This window comes from Corynebacterium sp. MSK004 (assembly GCF_030232515.1).
GTDB classification, from domain to species: domain Bacteria; phylum Actinomycetota; class Actinomycetes; order Mycobacteriales; family Mycobacteriaceae; genus Corynebacterium; species Corynebacterium hesseae.
Map to the genome: position 1 here is coordinate 265,927 of NZ_JASPKB010000003.1, position 20,504 is coordinate 286,430.

General features: G+C 60.7%; 12 protein-coding genes. 8 read left to right on the forward strand and 4 right to left on the reverse strand.

Annotated elements, in window-relative coordinates; all coding sequences use genetic code 11:
• Positions 1–18 precede the first annotated feature (18 nt).
• Positions 19–1,269, forward strand: coding sequence for an MFS transporter (locus QP999_RS05475; RefSeq protein WP_070564221.1), 1,251 nt, complete (start codon positions 19–21; stop codon positions 1,267–1,269).
• Positions 1,270–1,314: 45 nt separating this feature from the next.
• Here QP999_RS05475 and QP999_RS05480 read toward each other — a convergent pair whose 3' ends face one another.
• Positions 1,315–1,650 (reverse strand): hypothetical protein, encoded by a 336-nt coding sequence (locus QP999_RS05480; protein ID WP_070564224.1) that lies wholly within the window; start codon positions 1,648–1,650, stop codon positions 1,315–1,317.
• Between the two features lie 455 nt (positions 1,651–2,105).
• On the opposite strand from QP999_RS05480, the gene QP999_RS05485 reads away from it, so the two are divergent.
• Positions 2,106–4,538, forward strand: a complete 2,433-nt coding sequence (locus QP999_RS05485) for an MMPL family transporter (protein ID WP_070683144.1) — start codon at positions 2,106–2,108, stop codon at positions 4,536–4,538.
• A 6-nt stretch (positions 4,539–4,544) separates the two neighbouring features.
• Positions 4,545–5,828 (forward strand): tRNA guanosine(34) transglycosylase Tgt, encoded by a 1,284-nt coding sequence (tgt, locus tag QP999_RS05490; protein ID WP_070533844.1) that lies wholly within the window; start codon positions 4,545–4,547, stop codon positions 5,826–5,828.
• On the opposite strand, the gene QP999_RS05495 is transcribed toward tgt, so the two are convergent.
• The 3 genes from QP999_RS05495 to QP999_RS05505 form a co-directional block, all read right to left on the reverse strand.
• Complete coding sequence (locus QP999_RS05495; RefSeq protein ID WP_284847837.1) at positions 5,816–6,544, reverse strand: sortase family protein; 729 nt, start codon at positions 6,542–6,544, stop codon at positions 5,816–5,818. The genes tgt and QP999_RS05495 overlap by 13 nt on opposite strands.
• The gene (locus QP999_RS05500; protein WP_154762325.1) at positions 6,537–6,701 is read right to left on the reverse strand and encodes a DUF6290 family protein; all 165 of its coding nucleotides are present in this window, start codon (positions 6,699–6,701) and stop codon (positions 6,537–6,539) included. The genes QP999_RS05495 and QP999_RS05500 overlap by 8 nt, the downstream gene beginning before the upstream one ends.
• Before the next feature lie 115 nt (positions 6,702–6,816).
• Positions 6,817–7,551 (reverse strand): queuosine precursor transporter, encoded by a 735-nt coding sequence (locus QP999_RS05505; protein WP_070564234.1) that lies wholly within the window; start codon positions 7,549–7,551, stop codon positions 6,817–6,819.
• Positions 7,552–7,990: 439 nt separating this feature from the next.
• Between QP999_RS05505 and QP999_RS05510 the strand changes: the two genes are divergently transcribed.
• The 5 genes from QP999_RS05510 to QP999_RS05530 all read left to right on the forward strand — a co-directional run bounded on the left by QP999_RS05510 (position 7,991) and on the right by QP999_RS05530 (position 20,504).
• On the forward strand, positions 7,991–8,626 hold the full coding sequence (locus QP999_RS05510; RefSeq protein WP_246816451.1) for a hypothetical protein: 636 nt from the start codon (positions 7,991–7,993) through the stop codon (positions 8,624–8,626).
• Positions 8,626–11,502, forward strand: a complete 2,877-nt coding sequence (locus tag QP999_RS05515) for a VWA domain-containing protein (protein ID WP_284847838.1) — start codon at positions 8,626–8,628, stop codon at positions 11,500–11,502. The genes QP999_RS05510 and QP999_RS05515 overlap by 1 nt, the downstream gene beginning before the upstream one ends.
• Before the next feature lie 70 nt (positions 11,503–11,572).
• Positions 11,573–15,238 (forward strand): tubulin-like doman-containing protein, encoded by a 3,666-nt coding sequence (locus tag QP999_RS05520; RefSeq protein WP_070683141.1) that lies wholly within the window; start codon positions 11,573–11,575, stop codon positions 15,236–15,238.
• The gene (locus QP999_RS05525; protein ID WP_284847839.1) at positions 15,238–18,075 is read left to right on the forward strand and encodes a hypothetical protein; all 2,838 of its coding nucleotides are present in this window, start codon (positions 15,238–15,240) and stop codon (positions 18,073–18,075) included. Before QP999_RS05520 ends, QP999_RS05525 begins: the two co-directional genes overlap by 1 nt.
• A 23-nt stretch (positions 18,076–18,098) precedes the next feature.
• On the forward strand, positions 18,099–20,504 hold the full coding sequence (locus QP999_RS05530; RefSeq protein WP_284847840.1) for a SaeA-related protein: 2,406 nt from the start codon (positions 18,099–18,101) through the stop codon (positions 20,502–20,504).

Here is a 20,504-nt window from a genome sequence, read left to right on the forward strand (position 1 = left end):
TATAAGATGTTGGGATTGATGCATAGTCTTTCTTTTAAAACTTCGTTCTCGCTCGTCTTCGTAGCCGCTGTCGTCTCTGGGTTAGGTGACGGCCTCATCCCGATTGCTTTTGCGCTTCAGGCGCACCGAGTAGATCCGTCGGGGCGCGGCTTGACGGTGGTGCTTATCGCGCTGTGGGCGGGCCGCTTCGTCAGTTCTTTAGTGGTCCGAAAGCTGCCGCCACCTCACCGGCCAGTGACCTGGATGCTGGGTAGTGATGTCGTTCGGATGTTGGCGCAGTGGGGACTCGTGGCGTGGGTGGTTGCTCGCGGCGATTCCATTGCTGCGTTCGCGCTCTCAAGCTGCGTGTACGGTTGTGCCTCGTCATTCTTTGGGCCAGCAAGGTTTAGCCTCTTGTCGCAGCTGTTTTCCGATGAGCAGCGCACCCGCGTCAACGGAACCCTGTCGATGCTCGGTGATGTGCTGTTTATCGCCGGCCCCCTCATCGGTACAGCGGCAGTGCTCACCTTGGGGTTTAACACGGTATTGCTTATCGACGGCGCCACTTTCCTCGTGGCCATGCTCTTTGTTCTTCCGTTTCTCTCAGTACGCAGAGAACCAGCAGGCGAAAGCTCTAATGTCGCAGCGGCTGAACCAGGACCGGACAGCGCAGGTTCATCGAGTCCGAACAGGCCTCTTACGTCCCCAACGCTCCCGAGCTGGGTGCGGGTAGGGCTCGGCACTTGGCTGGTCGCGGCAATTGTCAACGGCTTCCTGGGAAGCGCTGGACCTACATGGATTATGAATAATTTCGACGAAAAGTCCTGGGGGTTTATGGCAACTGCGCTTGCGGTCGGTTCGCTGATTGGCTCAGCCGCAACAATTCTGAAGGCATTAGATCGGGTTCGTTTTAGTACCCTGCAAATCCTGATGCTGATTCTTCTGGCCGGGCAGATCCTGGCTTTGGCATTCTCCTCTGTCTTCGTGCTCATCGCCGCAGTTGGTGCCGCTGCGTCCTTGTTGATGACTGCTGCAGGCATTGCGTGGGATTCTCTCGGGCAGTCTTTGGGAGATGATGGTCTGGTGCACCAGTTCGCTACAAAGGATCAGCTGGTCTTTACCGCCGGTACCCCGCTTGGAATGATTCTTTTCGCGGCACTTTCTTCTCAGCCTGGTGTTGCGGCGGTTGCCTTGGCAGCTGCGTTGGTAGTCGCAGCCGTTGCGTCGTTCTTGCCCGTGGCGCGTTCGCCACGTACTGCAGATATGGCTGAGGGTGCTGTTCCTTTGTAATGAAGTAGGTACACATCGCAGGTGTGCAATTGGCTATGTGCGAGCTTAGGCCTCATTGAATTGTCTAGCCATGATTACTTGTGGATCGACGACCACCGAGCTCAGGCTCATCAAGAAGTAGAACAAATTTTGTTTGTCCACATTGGATGGGTCAATGCAGCAAGCAGCCTCTGCAAGGGCAGATACCTTGCCATAGTGGATAATCAATTCATCTGGTTCTTGGTCTATTTGTGCTTGATGGGTTCTCTCATCACTCGCCTTGAGCCATCGCTCCGCGCTCTCGAGATTTTTGGAGAACTCGGATTCTCTAAGTCGATTAATGATTTCCGGAGGAATCTCTTCGAGGAATGGAGCAGACACCGCGAGGAATGTCTTAGCCATCACTTCCAATTTCGATGAATCGCCCGTCAAACTTAGGGTTCTGGAGATGACAGGATCAAACCGAAGGTGGGGGTCCTCTAATGAGGTCAAGATATACCTACTCCCGTTGAACTGGCTTAAGCGGCTTGTCGTTTGCTCATGCGATGTCTTCATCTAAGCGGACGGAAAGCCCTTGGTCTTGGGACTGTAGTTAGTATTGCTTGGGATTTCCTAGGAAAGACTTTGGGGGGATGATGGTTTAGTACACCAGTTCGCTGCGAAGGATCTGCTGGTCTTTACTGCCGGTACCCCCGCTTGGAATGATTCTTTTCGCGGCGCTTTCATCTCATCCTGGTGCCCAGCTGGGCGTGCGATACCGTTAGGGCTTCACAGCCCAACTGGTTAAACTGGTGCACATTCATGTCCACCACCAAAGCTTCCGCGAGCAATAATCGCGCATGTGAAGGGGAATTTCCGTGGCAAAGCTGCTTTACCACCTAGGCCGCTGGTCTTACATCAACCGATGGAAGGTCATCATCGCCTGGATCTTCATCGTGGCGGCTGCAGGCGGAGCGACCTTGAGCTTGATGAAACCGATGACCACGGAGTACTCCATCAGCGGCACGCCCGCTATTGATGCCACCCGCCGCGCGGTGGAGCTCTTCCCGGAGAACGGTAACCCGGCCAATGCGCCGTCGGTCAACCTCGTCTTCAAGGCCCCGGAAGGGCAGAAGCTCAGCGATCCGCAGAACAAAGAAGCTGTCGAGGATGTGGTGCACCACATTGCTGAAGGCCTTGATATCCCAGAGGGCAGCCAGCAGCGCTGGGGTAACCCGCTCGACGTATCGCCAGCACTTCAGCAGCAGGTCATCGAACAGTTCACCTCCATGGGCTTGCCGGAAGAGACCGCACGGGCAGATGCCGATAACCTCGCCATGGTCAATGCTGATGAGACCATCGCCTACACCACCTTCGACTTCGATGCGGAAAGCCCCTATTCGGTAGACCCCGCGGATAAAGACGTGGTCCATGAGGCCATGGACATCGGCCGTGCGGCGGGTCTGGAAGTAGAGGCCGGCGGCGCGGGCTTCGGTGATGAAATCCAGGTCAACTCGATTTCTGAGGTCATCGGCCTGGCCGTAGCGTTTATCGTCCTCATTATTACCTTCGGTTCGCTGGCCTCCGCGGGCATGCCGCTCATCTCCGCTGTCGTGGGCGTGGGCCTGGGCGCGATGGGTGTCATGATCGCTACCCACTGGATTGAGCTCAACAACCTCACCCCGGTGCTGGCCGTCATGATTGGCCTGGCCGTGGGCATCGACTACGCGCTGTTCATCATGTCGCGCTACCGGCAGGAGCGCTCCCGCATGGATGGGCCGGATGCCGCCGGCATGGCCGTTGGCACAGCGGGTTCCTCGGTTGTCTTTGCCGGCGCGACGGTCTTCATCGCGCTCTTCGCGCTGCTCGTAGCGCGCATTAGCTTCCTCACCGCCATGGGCCTGGCCGCTGCGGGCACGGTCTTCATGGCCGTGCTCGTGGCGCTGACCTTGGTGCCCGCGATGCTGGGCCTGCTCGGTGATAAGGCCTTCGCCGGGCGGATCCCTGGCGTGGCCGGCAACCCCACGAAGCGCCGCCCGCGCCGCACGAAAGCAACGATGGGCAACCGTTGGGTGCGCACGGTTCAGCGCGCCCCTGGCATCGTCATGGCCTTGGTGGTGCTCGGCCTCGGAGCGTTGACCGCCCCGGTCCTGCACATGGAGCTGGCCCTGCCGGCGGATACCACCTCCAACCCGGATACCACCCAGCGCAAGGCGGCGGACCTGCTCTCCGAAGGCTTTGGTCCCGGCATCAACGGCCCCTTCCTGGTGATCGTGGATGGCGCCAATGCCAACCCGGAATCCGCGGCGCTACAGCCCTATATCCAGGGCCAAGAAGGCGAAGAAGATGAGCAGAAGAAGGCCGCGCTTTCCTCCTTCATCTATTCCGTACAGCGCCTCAACCAGGTGGGCGGCGTTAAGCACGCCCAGCTGGTGGGCGTGAGCAAAGACATGAAGTCCGCGCAGATCATGGTCAGCCCCACCACAGCGCCGACGGATGAGGCCACGATTGGCACCGCCTCCGCCTTGCGCACGGCTAGCGCGGAGCTGGAGGATGCCACCGGCGCCGAGATCGGCATGACGGGCCTGACCGCGGTGCAGCTCGATATCACCGAGCGCCTTGAAGGGGCCATGGGGCCATACCTCGCCATCGTGGTGGGCCTGGCCATTATCTTGCTCTTGGCGGTGTTCCGCTCCATCTTGGTCCCGTTGGTCGCGGGCCTGGGCTTCCTGCTTTCCGTCGGCGGCGCTTTCGGCCTGACCGTGCTTGTGTGGCAGGACGGCCTCACCGGCCTGGTGCCCGCGCCGGGCCCGCTGATTTCCTTCATGCCCATCTTCCTCATCGGCGTGACCTTCGGCCTGGCCATGGACTATCAGGTCTTCCTGGTCACCCGCATGCGCGAGCATTTCTCCCGCTTCCCGCAGGGCAGCGGCGGGCAGTACAGCAAGTACAACGCCAACGACGAGGCCACCATCGCCGGCTTTACCGCCGGTGCCCGCGTGGTCACCGCCGCGGCCATCATCATGATTTCCGTCTTCGTGGCGTTTATCAGCCAGCCCCTGCCCTTCATCCAGATTTTCGGCTTCGCGCTGGCGGCGGGCGTGCTTTTCGATGCCTTCTTAGTCCGCATGTCGCTTGTCCCCGCCACGATGTTCCTCATGGGTCACACCACCTGGTGGATGCCGAAGTGGCTGGACAAGCTGATCCCGCAGCTGGATATCGAGGGCACCGCACTCGAGGAAGAATGGGAGCGCAAACACGCGGCAGCATCCCGTGAAGCAGAGGATAAGGCAGCGCAGCCCGTAGAATAGTTCCCTATGACTCACCCTAAGCCGCAGCTTGAGACCGATCTTTCCTTCGACGTGAAGAAGGAGCTGGACTTGAGCGGTCCAGCACAACCGGGAAAGCACGGCCGCACCGGCGTTATCCATACCCCGCACGGTGATATCCAAACCCCGGCCTTCATCCCGGTGGCCACCAAGGCCACGGTGAAAACGCTGACCCCGGAACAGATCCGGGCCACCGGCGCCCAAGCCATCCTGTCCAACGCCTATCACCTTTACCTGCAGCCGGGCCACGACATCGTGGATGAGGCCGGTGGCGTGGCTACCTTCGAGAACTGGCACGGGCCGACCTATACCGACTCGGGCGGATTCCAGGTCATGTCCCTGGGCGTGGGGTTCAAGAAGGTCCTGGCCATGGACGTGGCGGAGCTGACGGATTCTGATATCCGTGCGGCGAAGAAGGAACGCATGGCACAAGTGGATGAGGACGGTGTGGACTTTAAGTCCGTCATCGACGGCTCCTCCCACCGCTTTACCCCGGAGGTCTCCATGCAGATTCAGCATGGCCTGGGCGCGGACATCATGTTTGCCTTCGATGAGCTCACCACCCTGGTGGATACCCGCACGTACCAGGAGGAATCCGTGGAGCGCACGCGCCGCTGGGCGCAGCGCTGCCTGGATGAGCACGACCGCTTGACGCTTGCTCGCGGTCCGCAGAAGCCGCGCCAGTCCCTGTGGGGCGTGGTGCAGGGTGCGCAATACGAGGACCTGCGACGCCAGGCCGCGCGCGGGCTGGTGGAGCTTTCCGATCGCGCCGAGGCGAATGGCCGTCGCGGCTTCGGAGGCTTCGGCATCGGTGGCGCGTTGGAGAAGGAGAATCTGGGAACGATTGTGGGCTGGGTGTGCGATGAGCTGCCCGTCGATAAGCCCCGGCACCTGCTGGGCATTTCCGAGCCGGATGACTTGTTCACCGCGGTGGAGGCGGGTGCGGATACCTTCGACTGCGTGGCGCCGACCCGCCTGGCGCGCCGCGGTGGCGTCTACACCCTCGATGGACGCCTCAACCTCACTAATGCGCGTTTCAAGCGCGACTTTGCTGGCGTGGACGAGGAATTCGGCGGTTACGTCTCGGAGAACTATTCCCGTGCCTACATCCACCACCTGCTCAAGGCCAAGGAATTCCTAGCGGGCACGCTGTGCACCATCCACAACCTGGAGTTCATGATCCGCTTGGTGGATAACATCCGGGCGTCGATCGACGGCGGCTATTACGAGGCCTACCGCGATGAATTCCTGGGGCGCTATTACGCCAAGTGACCGGTGACGATGACGTTGTACTCCAAGTCAGTAGCGCCGTCGACAGCGCAGGCAATGAGTACGATGCGCCCGGGAACCTCGGTATTCATCAGGTCCGCGTCGCTTCCTAGCTGTTCCTTGCCCACCAGGAAAGCGTTATCGACAACCCATTCGCGCCCGGCACCACCCTCAGAGGTCATGCGGATGTGGGAGCCGTTGAGGATGGGCGTCGCAAAGCGCTGCACGTGCGCCCCGTCGAGGCCCTCCACAGTGGTGGGGTTGCTCAGGTCCACGTCGGCGGTGACCACCTCGGAGAAGGGGTTGAACACCAGTTTCTGCTGGCCCCAGGCATGGCCCAAGACGTAGGTGGTGCCCTGTTCTGCTGTGGCGGGTGACTCACCCCAGTCTTGCACCCAGCGCACCATGGTCTCCTGTGGCCCAGCGGGGTTGAGGGGCAGGACGAAGGGCATCGAGTCATAGGTCGCGCCCGTGATGGTGGCCGGGCCATCCATCTCAAACGTGCCGGTCAGTGCGGGTGCTGGGCCCTCATTGAGCGGGGGAGGGGTGGGCGCTGCGCTTGGCGACGCCTTACTGCTCACCGTCGTCGTTTCCGGTGCCGCGTGGCTCGTCGTTGCGGACGACGTGGTGACTTCCTCTGTACCCGAGCACGCCACAAGACTTAGGGCCGTGGCCAGGCCAAGGATGGGGAGGAGGGAAGTTTGTAGATGCTTATGCATCGTCGATGTCCTTTAAGACCTCATCAAGATTAAACCGCTCGCCAGAATCCTCTGCCATTGCTGTGCGCAGTTCCTGAAGGTCGTAGTAGTCTTCGACCCGTTCCAAAAGTGCTGCACGGGCTGAAGCAGATTTCGGACGGCCTTCACATGCAGCCATTTATTCTCCTTTGCTCCTGTGAATGCATCGTATTACGCAAGTTGGGTGAAGGGAAGAGAGAAATAGACCCCCTCAGCACAGTGCGTGCCAAGGGGGAATTCGGGACGGGTCGCTGCTACTTAGACGGCGCTGTCGTAGGGGTGTCGGCCTCGGCGATAGGTGCGTAATCCTCGCGGCGCTTAACCCAGGAGATAACCAGCGTGGTCAGCGGAAGCATGATGACCTCGCAGGCGGTCTTCCAGAGGAAGCCCACGATGACGTAGTTCAGGAAGCCACTGAAGGAATCGATGCCGATGACGGGTGCTGCGATGGCGCAGAACAGCAGGGTGTCGCCGAATTCGCCGACGACGGTGGAAGCAACAAGGCGGCCAATGAGGCCCTTTTCGCCGGTGCGGGCCTTCATCTTCACCAAGGTGAAGGAATTGAGCAGCTGGCCCACGAGGTATCCGGCTAGGGAGGCGGCGAGAATCTGCGGCACGAGGCCGAGGGTTGCTTCGAAAGCTTCTTGGCCTTCGTAGAAATCAGCCGCGGGCAGCCAGATTGCAATGTAGAAGGAAACCGCGGCCAAAAGAGCCATGGCAAAACCGATATAAACGGCGCGGCGGGTGGACTTGAAGCCGTAGCACTCGGAGAGGACATCGCCCACGATGTAGGCGAGGGGGAAGAGGAAGAAGGCGCCATCGGTGATGAGTGGGCCGAGTTGGACGCCCTTCGTGGCGTTGATGTTCGAGATGAGGAAGGTAACGACGAACACCGAGACCAGCCACGGGTACAAAGTGGAATGTACCGGGATGAATCGGATGCTCTCGCCACCGTTTGTGGTGGTTGCGGTTGCCGATTGAGTTGTCATGGCACAGCATTTTTCCACGAATCTAGGGGAACTAGAAATAGGGAGTTTCATTCGGTTCACGTGGGGAGCACTCCCTTGCCCGGCGGTTCCTTGGGAAAAGGCAGCGGAACGGGTTGTTTCTTTGCCGTGGTTCCAGCGTTTCGCCCATCAAAATCTGCAAACTGGGCAGAAAAAATGCACGTAGTATGGCATTCTTTTGCTTGCAGTGTTTTCGTGTTCCCTGAACGTTTCCTGTCTATTGTGCCGCGGTGCGTGCTCGAAGAGATTCGGGGCGTTCGAAGTCCGAGGTTCGTGACGGGCATGTCGTGTCAGGGGGTGCGGCTACCTTGGTTTCTAGTCCTTAGAGCTTTCCGGCTGATCTTCTACCTTCTGCGTCGCTAGATGGGGGAGGCACCAGGTTTGCCGGTGGCCCAACTTCGTACAAGGGAAGGTCATCGATATGACGTTTGGTTCCCCAGGCTCCTCACCACAGTTTGGCGGGCGCCCGCCCCAAGGTGCTAACCGGCCAGGTACAGGATCCGCGCCTGGTTCTGGCTCCGGGTTTGGCTCGCCCACTGGGGCTGGGGGCTTCGGCGGTTTTGGCGCCCCGAATCCTTCCCAGAATCCTGCGCAGAAGCCCTCTCTGGGTTTTAACTCCGGTTCGGGCGCGGGCGGCTCCTTTGGCGCGCCGGGCTCGCCGGATGGTTTCGGTGATTCCTCGCCCGCGCCGGATTACCGCCGTCAGGTGGCAACACCGACGAGCCCAACGAAGGGGCCGTGGCCGCTGCTCATTGCCGCTGGCGTATCCGCGGTCATCGCGCTGATCCTGTTGATTCTTGCGCCGCTGCTCGCCGCTCCGACGGAAGGCCTTTTCTTCGGCCTGGCAATCGGGGGATGGCTCTTGGCTGGAATCGTGTCCTTCATCCTCTTGGGCCTGTACACGCTGAAGAACACGCAGCGCCAGGCTGAGACCTTTTATATTGAGGATACGACGCAAACCTTGCTCTACCGCGTCATTATGGGTGGAAGCTTTGTCCTTGTCATTGTCGCTGCGGTGGAAATCGCCTTCTACGTAGGAAAGGCGGTTGGCGCCTAATGAAGAAACTCACTCGTGCACTTGCCCTATCCGCGGCGGTGACTATCGCTGGATTCGGTGGCAGCTTAGGCGCGGTAGCGCAGGACGCTCCGCCGCCTCCGGAAGCCCCTGCGGCCCCTGAAGCCCAGCCGGAAGAAAGCCCTGAGGGAATCGGTTCCGAATCCTCGCTCTCTGAGGTTTCACAAAAGAACCTGTCCGATTTCGGCTCCTGTATTGCCAGCGAGAAGTCTGCGGACCTGCTTTTTGTTCTTGACCAATCAGCGTCGTTGGTGGGCTATGAAGGCTCTCAGCCGACGGACGCCGATGCCTTCCGCGTCGATGCCACGGGGGACATCGTGAAGCAGCTGGCACACCTCGGGGAAGATAACGGCGCAGACATCAACGTGAAACTCGCTGGCTTTGGTTCTGACTATTACAGCGATCCGGCTGAGTACGGCGGGTGGACCAATGTCTCCGGAAACGGTGATGCCCTGCAGGGGGAGTTGGACAAGTTCCGCAAGGAGGACCGCGTAGCGGACCTCGAAACCAACTACGGCGCGGCTTATAAAGGCGCGTTAAAGGAACTGGCGTCTCACCAAGGAAGTAGCTGCCGCGGCATCGTGTTCTTTACCGATGGCAAGTACTACACCGACGCCGAGGCCAACGATCTCCAGGGTGCACAGGACAAGCTGTGTGAGGTCAATTCCTCTGTCACCGCCTTCCGTAACTCCAATATCCGCCTCTTTAACGTGGGACTCGTTCCGGCGGCGGAAGCCCAGGACCAGGTCCGCCAGCTCACCCGCATGGCGGAGGGGGAAGACTGCGGCCAGGGTGCGCCGAATGGTGCATTCTTCGACGCGGGTGAGGACCCGGCAGCACTGTTCGCGGCCTTCCGTAACCTCATCCCCACCTCGGGTGGTGTAACCAAGGACGGCAACTTCAAAGACCAGTTTGATTTCGTCCTCGATGACTCCGTATCCCCTGTGCGTTTGTCAGCAGTACCGAAGAACTCGGTGGGTGAGGACGATCTCATCCCAACTCTGACGGGCCCCGATGGCGAAACCGTGGAACTCAAGCCGGATACCACAAGCGTCGCTGGTGCGAAGGTCTCCGTGACGGAGAACAACAAGCTGCCGGGCATGGTTGATATCGCGATGGAAAAGGACGGCGATTCCTGGGCAGGCGCGTGGACTTTTGGCTACAAGGTGGCAGAGGGGACCGAAGGCGAGTACCTCGCATCCGTTGTCATGGTGCCGGGCCTTAACCTGGACCTCAAGACGGAAGATGGCGCCAAGGTAGAAGGCGGCATCAACTCTGACCAGGTTTTGAAGGGACAGTTGGTCGATGGCCACGGCGAGCCCCGTGCGCTGGAGGGCCAGGGAACCCTTCATGCGGAGTTCGTGCCGGAGGATGGTTCCCCGGTTACCCTCGTGGACAATGCCCCCATCACCGATGGGCAGCCAGTAGACATTCCGCTGGAGAAGGTGGAAAACGCAGCATCCGGTCAGCTCGTGACCCGCGTGGAAATCACCACCAAGGACACAGGTGAGCGCCCGGGTTCGAAGCTGGACCCCATCAACGCGGAAACGCCGCTGACGGTTACCCCGGTCAATATGCCGACTGTGGGCTCGGCGCAGACGATCACCATGACGGAGAAAGAAGTTACTGTCGACGTCCCGGTGACCGGCCCCGGCAAGGTATGGGTAGCAGACCAGACCGTGGATTCCGCTGACGGGATGCTCCCCTCGGGAGTTCCTGCCGTTGCGGTGAGTTCCAAGCACAACTCGGAGGATTCCGCGCTGGAGCTCTCCAAGGACGAAAAGGCGACCATCCCGGTGACGTTGAGCGTTGAAGAGATGGCGGATGGCCCGCTGCGCGTGGATCCGGTGATCAACCTGCAGTCTGCTGAGGATAACCAGCAAATGGAGCTGCCGCTGACGCTGCAGGGTTCCATGACTGCGCCACTGAGCAAGTCCGCTTTCGGCCTCTCCTTTGTCCTCGCGGTGTTGCTTGCGCTGCTGATTCCGCTGGCCATCTTGTACCTCATGAAGTGGGTTAGCGGCCGTATTCCGGAAAAGCCCCGAATGTTTGCGAAGACCATCCCGGTACGCCGCGAGGGCGCTAACCTCGTGCGCACCGACAATGGCCGCCCGTTCGCGGTGTCCAAGGAAGAGTTCCAGGGCGCTGTTCCGGTAGAGACCACCGGACGCTCTGCTCGCTTGGGCAGCAACGATGCCAAGGTAAAGATGGGGCTGAGCCCGTTTACCGCCGCCTACGTGGAGGTCCAGCGCGATGGCACTATTTCCGGCAAGGGTAAGAAGTCCGGCTACCGGGCAGTTCTGCCGCTTGCGGTGCAGAACACGTGGTTCTTCGTGGGCAACGAGAAGGACCGCGATTCCGGTGAGATTGTCATGACCATCGATACGCTGGCCCAGGCCAGCGCGTATGACGAGATGTCGAAGGAGATCAGCCGCCAGGCCCTGCAACTCTTTGACCAAGTCGAATTCCCTGCCGAGAAGCCCGACAAGGCACAGACACCGCCGCAGTCCGGCCAACCGGGGCAGCCGGTCCAGCAGAACCAGCCTGGCTCCCAGCCGCCGAGCGGTCCGCCGCCGCAACGTGGACCGCAGCAGGGTGCTCCGCAACCTGGTGGATTCGGCCAGTCCCAGCCTTCCGGCCCGTCACCTCACGGCCAGCAAGGGCGTGCGAACGGGCCGGGAAGCCCCGGCTTCGGCGGAACGCCAAACGTTGGCGGTGGCACCGGGGTTGGCGGTGGCACTGGCTTTGGTGGGGGCTCTGGCTTTGGGCAACCAGGCCAGCAGCGCCCGGGTAATCCTGGTAACCCTGGTACCAACGGCGGCTGGCCCCCAAGCCCGGGTTTCGGCTCCCGGGGCTAAGCCGGTAGAGCAGTACACAACAGCCATAAACAGCACAGAAGCGAACCTCCCCTTCGAAAGGTAGTTAAAGATGAAGAAGTTCCTCGTCGTCGGTTGCGGTGGCTCCGGCGCCAAGACACTGGCGTTCATGATGGATCAGCTCAAGGCCGAGCTGCGAAGCATTGACCCGGACATGACCGAGCTGCCCAAGGCATGGCAGTTCGTCAACATCGACGTGCCGCTCGAAGAGGAGGCTGGACCGCAGAAGCTGCCGAATGTCACCCAAAACGGTGGCCACTACGTGGGCATTGGTGCGCGCCAGAACTACAACTCCTTCGACGAAGGCGTGTCCAGCACCCTGGGCCGTGCCGGCAAGCTCGGTGAGATTGCAACGTGGGCCACGCGCAACCCCTCCACCAACGACGTGAAGCTGGCTGATGGTGCCGGCCAGTATCGCGCGATTGGCCGCATGCTGACGCTGCCGAATCTCAAGAAGATCCGCCAGTCGCTTAAGGAAGCGGTGGATGAGATGTTCACGCAGGAGGCGATCCAGGAGCTCAACCGTCTTAACTACAAACAGACCAAGCTGGATTCTGATACCGGTGATTCCCAGCCGGTTGTCCTCGTTGTCTCCTCCATGGCGGGTGGCGCGGGCGCCTCGATGTTCCTGGATGTGTGCCGCGTGCTCACTACCATCCCGAACGTGAACCCGCAGGGCACCCTCATCTTCATGTACACCCCGGAGATCTTCGCCGATAACAAGGCGGATGACATGGCCGGTGCATGGCCGAACTCGCTGGCCATGTTCGGTGAGGTCGTCGCCGCGCAAATGGGTAATGCCTACGAGCATGACCGCGCCATCTTCGAGGCCTTCGACATGGGCACCCCGCCGGAGGGGCAGACCTTCGGCCGTATTTTCCCCATCGGTTCCAAGATGGGCACCACCAGCGCTCGCTTCGGCGATGGTTCCGCCATGTCCATCTATCGCGGCCTGGGCCGCGCGTTGGCGGGGTTGATGGCTTCCACCAAGGCCAGCGATAACCTCGTGTCCTACGCGCTGACCAATACTCCGGCCGGTGACGGCGGCCGCCGCTTTTTCGGCTGGGATCGCCCAGACGGGACGCCGTGGGGTCGCCTGCCCTGGGGTTCGCTGGGTTATGCCCAGGTTTCGATGGGCCGCGACCGCTTTGCCGAATACTCTTCCCAGCGTCTGGCCCGCAGCGCCTTCGAGCGCCTCTTCAACGGGCACCTCGACCCGCAGAACCCCGAGGCCGGCGAGATGCAGATTGCTAAGAAGCTGGAGGAGCGTCTGCCCAATGCCTTTAGCTCTATGACGCTTGATCCCTCCTGGGCACAAGGCGGCCAGATTGATAGCGGCACCGTGTGGAATTGGCTCAACAGCGTCTTTGGTGGCCAGGCCCAGCAGGCCGCGGATAGTGCTGCGAAGCACCTGCAGAACTTCATTCCGGTGGGCCAGGGCCGTAACGTCAACGAATGGCGTGAAGAGTTCGAGGGCAACATGGCCGATCCTCGCAATGAACAGGCCATCGCATCTGTTCTGAACAATGCCGCCTATGACATTGTTTACCGCTACGCCAACTTCTTCAGCGATGGTGTCCTCGCCACCGTGGAGTCGGAGCTCGCTGCGGTGGGCGTGCCCTATGTGCGCGAGATGCTCTCCAAGATCACGGACGTGCTCACCAACTCCGACCGCCTCCTGCCGCGCCTGGCTGAGTACTCCGGCTACTACCAAAACACCCGCGTGCTGGCGAAGCCAGAAGGCGCGGACCCTATCCTCAGCCCGTTGACCGGCAAGGGCCAGATGACGGACCCGACTCCTACGGTCAATGCTCTGATGGGCCTGTACTTCAACCAGTTCTACAGCTACGCCCTCATGGCCATTGCTCACCTGCTCAAGGATGTCCTGCAGGACTACGCCGATGAGAACCTCTTCCACCTCAAGCGCGAGCTGGGAGATGCCCACGCGGTGCTTGAGAAGGCCGTGTCGAAGCGCCCGGAGACCAACAAGTTGGCTGACGTCCGCACTGACGAGGTCAACTCGTGGCCGACGGAGCTCGATGAGGTCGTGGAAACCCGCTTCAAGGGCGCCGAGAACGAAATCATGCTGACCGACGTCAACAGCTTCATCTCGGACTACCGTGACCAGATGCTGCGTACCATCCAGGGCCAGCAGTCCACCTCGGATGTCACTAACTACGAGCAGGCTTATCCTTTCGCGGTGCGTGCGGTCATCCGCGGTGAATGGGAATCGCTCGATGCGGCCCAGGCGCCGAATGACACCCTGGCCCCGCAGAAGCGCACCAATGATGCTTACTCCAACCGTGCTGGCTGGGTGTCCAAGTACCTCTCGCGCCATCCGCAAAGTGGTGAATCCCGCGAATCCCAGCGCGCGCACTACCGCGCCAAGATTCGCCCAACTGATTTGCTGGAGCGCTCGCGCCAGTGGATTAACCGCCGTGATTATGAGTTCCAGAAGTTCAACTCGGTGGATCTGCGCCGCTACCTCACCCTTACCCCGGATATCAACGAGGTCGAGCACGCGCAGCGTCAGCGCCGGTTCGTCGAGGCTTTCCAGCTGGCCCTGAGCTATGCCCGCCCCTTGGCTGCCGTCAACGATGACATGGTTCAGCGTATCCACGGCAAGTCCGTGCAGTACACCTACTCCTTCTCCGATATCCCGTTTGCGGAGCTGGGTTCTGCGGAGACCGGCATTGCCTCCCAGCTGGAGTCGGTGCTTAGCCGCCCGGAGATTGACGGGCCTTCCACGGTGGCTCTGCGCAACTCGCTGAACATGTCAGACCACGTTCAGCACATCGAGATCTTCGGTTCCTACCCCAACTACTCGCCGATCGTCTTCTCGTCCATGTTTAACTACATCGCCAAGGACATCGAGAAGCAGGACAATTTCGACGGTTCCTGGTGGTCGGAGCGCCGCACCCGCCCGCTGCCAGCAGCCCTGCCGCTGACGAAGACGGAGCGCCAGGCCATGGTGGCCGGCTGGATCATCGGACGCATTACCGGCCGCGTTTACATCTCCAACGCCGATGCAGCCAACGCAGCGGCCCACATCTTCGATGACACGGATGGCGGCGTGAATGGATGGGTTGATTTCCCAGACCCGCTGCTTATCTCGCCGCGCCGCATGATCAAGAAGTCTGACTGGATGCCTTCGGTTCTGGAGTCCATCTTCATCGCCTACGCGAAGGTGCAGGAAACCGGACACTATGGTTTTGCCTCTTCGCTCTACCCATACCAGCTGTTGCGCGGGCTTTTCGACGACGGCCTAGACTTCGCCCACTCCGGTGCGTCCACGCACCCGGTGGTCCACCGCCTCGCGCAGTTCTTGGCATCCGGTGAAGCCCCGAACCGTGGTGTTATGGGTACCTCCATCCAGGACCGCTACGAATCCTTCGTGGAGGAGCTGGATAAGTTCGCCCGCGGCGCAGATCACTTCGTGCCGGGCCACACCAACTCCTTGCCGGGACAGGGACGTAAGGAAAAGCCCTTTGCGGAGGTACGCTCCCGCGAAGTCGCCTCGCATACGCCGTACTACCGTGACTTGGCGCTAGACGTCATCGAGATGGTCCCGGTCATCCGCAACTACCTGAATCAGGCCAAGACGGTGGCGGAGAACCCCGTCGCCCAGCCTGCCCCGCAGGTGCGCAGCTCCGATTCTGGCTTTGGCCAGGACCTCGCTCCGGAATTCAACCTCAACGACCTGGATGACACCTTCTAATGACGAACGTAATTATTTTCGGACACGGCGCCACCGCGGATGACATCCGCTCCCGCCTTTGTGACTTGCGTGCGGTCGGCCTCCTGCAGGACTTCCTCTGGATCGACTACGCCCACCCCACCAGTGGAGCTGTTGTGCGCTCCTTTACGGAGGAGGGCACGGCGCGCTTGTCGACGCTCGACGAGGCCCTCCGCAGCTTCAGCGGGGACGTCCTCCTCGCCACCATTGACCCGATGGATGCGGAACAACCGCAGGACGTCGACAAGCTCACGGAGTGGGTCGGGGCCGTCGACCAGCGCCTGATTCAGGCCTCCAACCTGCGCGTGCGCCTGTTGTTGTCAGCCCTTCCGCGCGAGAGTGTGGACATCGCTCCGTTGCAGGGATGGAGCAACCTCGTGCTCTCCCCAGAAGAGGGCGGGACCCCGGCCTCCTCGCGCATTCGCCCGATCAAGCGCACCGCAGATGGCTTCGAGCTTGCCCAGTTCGCAGCCCCGGCCGTAGCCAGCATCTTTGGTTTATGGCGCGGGATGCCCGAGCCTGCGGTGTTGGATCCAGAAACTCACCGCGTCATCGAAACAGGAGACCGGCAGCGCTTCCGTCTGGTGCGCGCCTTCCACCGCACCATCGATGCCAGTGATATCGAGGACAAGGTCAGGAAGGCCGTCTTCGATCCCAGCCAGCGCTTGCCGCAACCGCAGGTCAATAACATTTCGCGCGCCGTGCACTACGCCAATCCGGAACAGCTGACGGATCAGTGCGCTCAGATGTTCATCAACCAGGAGATTTCCCCGTTGGTGAGCACCCCGACTGCCTATGAGGAGCTGCAATCTCACAAGGTCAGCGGCTGGGCGGCGCTGAAGGATAATCTGCGCCTGTACTGGTCTACTGTGGTGGGCAAGCCGCAGGATTGGGTCGAGGGCCAGCGCGGTGCGATGAACAAGAACGCCGCCACCTTCCTGCAGAAGATGCTCTATGGCCAAGACTCTAGCGTGGAGGTTGTCTTGGCTGGGCACTCCGGCAAGGGTAGCGGCGCAACGAGCGTCGACGAGCTGCGTCAAGCCAGTGAGCACACCATGCGAGTCGCCCGGGAACAGCACTTTTCCTTGGGCCAGGAACCGCAGCTCTCGCGCACGTGGGAGGCCTACCACGACTACGCACTGGGGCTTGTCGACGGCTCCTGGCGCGACAGCATCGATACCAAGGGCCTGCGCAATAACCAGGGCAACATGTACATCGTGCAGTACGGTGGCCAGTCCGTGCAGGATGTCAGCACTTCTTTTGAGGGCTTCCATCCGCTCATGACCAGCACGTTGGGCTATACGCACGAGTCCCAAGCAACCGTTGCGCCTTTCGATCCGGTGGGCGCTGAGCGTTTTGCCGCCGACATCGAGTACACCAGTCAGCAGACCCGCAATGAAGCGGTCAGCCGCAAGAAGCACGAGTTTGCCTCCTGGCGAGCGAAGAACAGCACCACCTTCGCGTGGAAGGTAGGCCAGGGCCTCTGGGATAAGCTGGGGCACGCCCAGCAGAAGTACCGCGACGCGCACGCCAAGGCGCGCGAGCTGCAAGAACTGGCCAATAGTTTCCAGGCGCGTGATTTCAACGCGGAGAACAAAGCACTGACCCGGAAGCTGCGCACGATGTGGATCGTCCTCTTCGTGGTGCTTGCCCTGATGACCTACATGGTGGCTGGCCGCTATAACCCGGACTTGCCGCTGGGTGAGTACCTGCAGTGGTTCGACTGGCCGTGGTACGTCGTGGGCATCATCGTGGTTGTTCTTCTTTTCCTCGTGTGTTCTTGGGCGGTCTTTACCAAGGCACAGCGTGAGATCTTCGACTACGTGCAGCGGCGAAAGCTGCTGAACCGCAACCAAGAGATCGCCGCGCAGAATCTGGCCACGGCCTCTGCGGAGATCTCCCGCATCTCCAACGCTTATAACCAGTTCCTGAGCTGGTCGGCGCTGTTGGGCCGCGCGATTTACGCGCCCTTTGGGCGTAAGGAAACGTCGAGCGATCACCTGCGGACGCCGCAGTCGGGTCTTCCGGAGAATGCCCGCATTGCCCAGGCCGTGCTCAACCGTGACGATGCCGTGCGCATGACGGATGAAATCCGCTCCCATATTTTCCAAACGGAGTGGGCACACCGTTCGCTTAAGTCACTGCTCGATGATATGAATGACACCTTTGAGCGCAACCGCACCGGCCACTCGGCTGTGGCCCTCAATGAGATGTGGGGAATGGCTGGCCTCGGCTCTAGCACTGCGTTGGATAACCTGTCCCGCAGCCTTGACCACCCCTACATGCAGGACCGCGATCACAAGCAGCAGGAATGGCAGAAGGTCATCACGGATCCGCGCATGACCCGCAGCCTGCAGCAATACCTCAGCCGCGTCACCTTCCGCGAGGAAGGCGGCAGCCGCGTTCAGAGCACCGCCGAGTTCCTCGACGGCATGAACCAGGAAAAGGGAGCCCTCCAGGCCTTTAGCCCGAATGCGCTTACCAGCGCTGGTGGTGCTGAAGGATATACCGAAATCGATGGCTCCCGCACGCGCATCGTCGAGGTAGACAGCCAGACCGCGCTGACCAGCCAGCTTTCGCGCTCTGTGACGGTGGTGCAGTACGGAAAGATCACTGACTTCAAGTACCTGATTCCCGACGCGGCGTCGAATGCCCCGTCCTTTGTGAATCCTGCGGATCTTTCACTCGACGACCTGGATGACATGGACCACATGGGCTTTAAATCGCCGGTGCAGGGGGATAACCAAGGGCCGACTACGCAGCCGCCGTTTGGTCGGCCGGAGGCACCGGACCTCTCAGACCTCGACGAAACTTTCTGACGAGACCTCCTTAAGGAACGTTGATGACACACAACCCGAAACCTTCGATCACGGATATGCCGCTGAGCGAGCTTAAGTCCCTGCACCAGCTCAAGCGCGTGAACGCCGATGATGTGCGCGCGGCCGTATCGGCACCGTTTAGGCAGTTCGCCGAACAGATTGCCGCCGCGTATAACGGCGAAGAGGTGGCCCACCCAGAGCTGAGCGCACAGGCGCGCAACGCCGCAGTGGCCCAGGAAGAACGTGCCGCGCAGGAACGTGCCGCGCAAGAACGCGCGGCACAGGAAAAGGCAGCGCGAGCCGAAGAACAAGCCCGCCAGCGGGAACAGGCACAACGTGCCGCTGCAGCTAGTACCGCAGCAGGTGGCGTGGCGCAGGCAGGCCCCGCGCCTCAACCAGAACCAGCACAGCCAGCGGCACAGCCGCATGATTTCTTTGCCGAGTGGGAGGCACTGCAGGCCGAGGAAGAGCAGAAAACCCAGGTCAACGAAGAGGACTACATCACTATCCCGGGCTTTGGGATTAAGGCGGAATATCAGTTCCGCCAAGACCCGAACTGGGAAGCTCCCGGCATTGAATTTGAAGTTGAGGTGCCGCAAGAGGACGCGCTGGCGCAGGATTCTCACGAGGACTTTGGCTATGGCATCGAACCAGAACCGGAGCCGGAGGATACCGACCTTCGCCATCCGGTGCGCCTGTGGTGGCCCGAGCTTGAGCACTCGCCGGATGAGGTGGTGTTCTACCGGGTTGTGGCCAATGATTCAGAAATGGTGGCCTCCCCGGATGCCGGTGACACCCTCGTTTACACAAAAGGAACTGCTTACCGTGATCACACCCCGGGCGAGGCAGGTCTGCGCCACTACGCGGTGTGGGCGTACAAGGGCCGGGATCTTCGCGAGCTCATCAATAGCCAACCGGTATTCATGGGAGACACGGGCGTGGTCTTCCCACCGGTGAACGTCCAGGTATCCACCATCAAGGGCGCCATCCAGGTGTCCTGGGACCTGTTACCGGGGCACTCGAGCGCCATGGTTTATGCCTGCCGGGACAGCGAGAAGGAAAAGCTCTCCCCGCGCTTCGAACAAGACGTGGATAGCAGTGGGCGCAAGGCCACCATTCCGGTGCAGGAAGCCGGGCAGACCGTCGTCATCTCGTTGCTGGGCCAAGCGGAGTTCCACGGCGCTACCGAGCAGAGCCAGGACGAAGTCGCCGTCCAGCGCTCCGTGAAACTTGCCAGCGAGCTGGAGAAGCTGGAGCTCTCACGCTGTGAGCGCCGCAGCGAATACGGACAAGACAGCATCGAGGTTGATTGGTACTCGCCCAAGACCGGCGAGGTAAAGATCTATCTGACACCCAACGCCCCGCAGGCGGACTTGCGCACGTCCGCGGTGCCAAAGACGTACGTCGAAAGTGCGCTATCGAGCGCCATCAGTGAGACCCGTGGAGTGTCTGAACCGGGCTCTTTCCAAACCACCACGGTGCCGTGGCCGCCGGATTGGTACGAGGTCTACATCACCCCGGTGAACTTTAACGACGCGGATGCCTGGGTGGGCGAATCCAAAGTGCTGCAGCGCGTGCAGTCCATCGAAGATGACCAGTTCCGTCTCATCGAGCGCGTGGACAGCCAGCTCATTACATTTGATTGGCCGAAGGGCGCGACGGCAGTGGAGTACTCCACTAATCGCGAGCACGATCAGATCCGCGAGGAGGATTACGACCTTCAAGGAGGAATCCGCCTGCACCTCGATCAGCACGGCGATACCGTGCGCCTGAAGCCTTATGCAGTCTTCGCGGGCAAACGCACTGAGGGCGATGAACGCGTGATTCAGTACGAGGGCCTGCGCCCAGTTACCTATGACTTTGAGGTTGATTACGCTCAGGGCCAGATCGGGGTGTTCCTCTGGAGCTTGGGCAACGGCGACAAGCGCCAGTTCTCCTGCCAGGTGGTCTACCGTGCTGACCGCCTGCCGCTCTTCCCCGAAGACGGCGAGGCACTCGGCATTGTGGAGACCAACCTGCAGAGCACCACACACGTGGCTCAAGGACTGGGCCCGATGCGCGGGCAGTACCCAGATTTCACGGTGTCAGTTGGCGAGCGAATTCAACGTAGGGGATTCATCCGTCTGTTCGCCGTCGAAGGCTTTGATAGCCAGGTTGATACCTCTTTCGACAGCTTCGGCGGTGAGGACGTCTTTAGTAGTTTCTCAGAGAGCTACAGCGATGCCTCCTCCACGTTGAGTGCATTGGATAAAGCCGTGGTGGTGGAAGGCGATGTGTCTTACAAATTGATGCTGCCCCCACCCGTGCAGAACCAAGCTCCCAGCTATGACCCGCAGTACGGCCAACAAGGATATGAGCCCAACGCTTATGACCAGCACAACTATGGCCAGGATTATTCTCAAGACCAGTACTTCCAAGGAGGCCAGTAG